Source organism: Rhizobacter sp., from assembly GCF_031412075.1.
Lineage (GTDB): Bacteria > Pseudomonadota > Gammaproteobacteria > Burkholderiales > Burkholderiaceae_C > Rhizobacter.
In genome coordinates this window covers 1-1,707 of the sequence record NZ_JANOCG010000414.1, presented here as the reverse complement: position 1 = coordinate 1,707, position 1,707 = coordinate 1, and the positions used below count along the sequence as shown (strand labels likewise).

The 1,707-nt window shown below is 62.3% G+C and carries 2 protein-coding genes; both read left to right on the top strand.

Translation table 11 applies throughout. From position 1 onward, the window contains the following. Window positions 1-69: 69 nt before the first annotated feature. Window positions 70-603, top strand: a complete 534-nt coding sequence (iscR, locus tag RMO40_RS15655) for a Fe-S cluster assembly transcriptional regulator IscR (protein WP_309723301.1) — start codon at window positions 70-72, stop codon at window positions 601-603. A gap of 17 nt (window positions 604-620) precedes the next feature. After that, window positions 621-1,707 (top strand): IscS subfamily cysteine desulfurase (locus RMO40_RS15650; RefSeq protein WP_309723298.1); only part of this gene is annotated, 1,087 nt, incomplete at its 3' end.

Below are 1,707 nucleotides of genomic sequence, written 5' to 3'. Positions count from 1 at the left end.
TTGAGCGTGAAACCACCATTGATCGCTTTCATTGACTAATTGTGCTGTCACCGGCACCAGGAGGATTTCATGCGATTGACCACCAAAGGCCGTTTTGCCGTTACTGCCATGATCGACCTTGCCTTGCGCGAGAACACGGGCCCGGTCGCCCTTGCTGCCATCAGCGCTCGCCAGCAGATCTCTTTGTCCTATCTCGAGCAGCTGTTCGGCAAGCTGCGCCGCCATGAGTTGGTGGAAAGCACTCGCGGCCCTGGCGGCGGCTATTCGCTCGGTCGCAAGTCCGAGGAAATCACGGTTGCCGACATCATCGTCGCCGTTGACGAGCCCATCGATGCCACCGGCTGTGGTGGCAAAGAAAACTGCATGGGCGAAGACTCTGGCCGCTGCATGACGCACGACCTGTGGTCCAGCCTCAACGCCAAGATGATCGAGTACCTCGATTCCATCTCGCTGCGCAAGCTGGTCGAGGAGCAATTGGCCAAGGGCATCTCGATCGAAGAGCACCCCGTCAAGCGCGCCATCTCCACCCAGCCTGTGGTCAAGCCGATCAAGATTACGGCGCCCAACTCGGTCTTCGCACTGGGCGGCTCCCTCTCCAAGTAACTCGCTCCCTTTTCGTCATGAACATGACCCAGCACTTCCCGATCTACATGGACTACGGCGCCACCACGCCGTGTGACCAGCGCGTGGTCGATGCAATGATTCCGTGGTTGCGCGAACATTTCGGCAACCCGGCATCACGCAGCCACGCGTGGGGTTGGGAGGCTGAGGCGGCTGTGGAGAAGGCGCGCGAAGAGGTGGCAGCGCTGATCGGCGCCGACCCCCGCGAGGTGGTCTGGACGTCGGGCGCCACCGAGTCCAATAACCTGGCCTTGAAGGGCGCTGCGCAGTTCTACAAGACACGCGGCAAGCACCTCATCACCGTCAAGACCGAGCACAAGGCCGTGCTCGACACCATGCGCGAGCTGGAGCGCCAGGGCTTCGAGGTGACCTACCTCGATGTTGAGGAAGACGGGCTGCTCGACCTCGACAAGCTCAAGGCCGCCATGCGTGCCGACACCATCCTCGTGTCGGTCATGTTCGTGAACAACGAGATCGGTGTCATCCAGGACATTCCGGCCATCGGCGCGATGTGCCGTGAGCGCGGGATCATCTTCCACGTCGATGCGGCCCAGGCCACTGGCAAGGTGACGATCGACCTGGCCACCCTGCCGGTCGACCTGATGAGCCTGGCCTCGCACAAGACCTATGGCCCCAAGGGCATCGGTGCGCTCTACGTGCGGCGCAAGCCCCGTGTGCGCATCGAAGCGCAGATGCACGGCGGCGGCCACGAGCGTGGCATGCGCTCAGGCACCTTGCCCACCCACCAGATCATCGGCATGGGGGAGGCTTTCCGCATCGCCCGTGAGGAGATGGGTGTGGAAAGCGAGCGCATCCGCATGTTGCACAAGCGGCTCGTCGATGGGTTGTCCGACATCGAGCAGACCTTTCTGAACGGCCACCCGACGCAGCGCGTGCCGCACAACGTCAACATGTCGTTCAACTTTGTCGAAGGCGAGTCCTTGATCATGGGCATCAAGGGCATTGCGGTGTCGTCGGGCTCGGCCTGCACCTCCGCCAGCCTGGAGCCGAGTTACGTGCTGCGCGCGCTCGGCCGCAGTGATGAACTGGCGCATTCGTCATTGCGCATGACCATCGGGCGGTTCA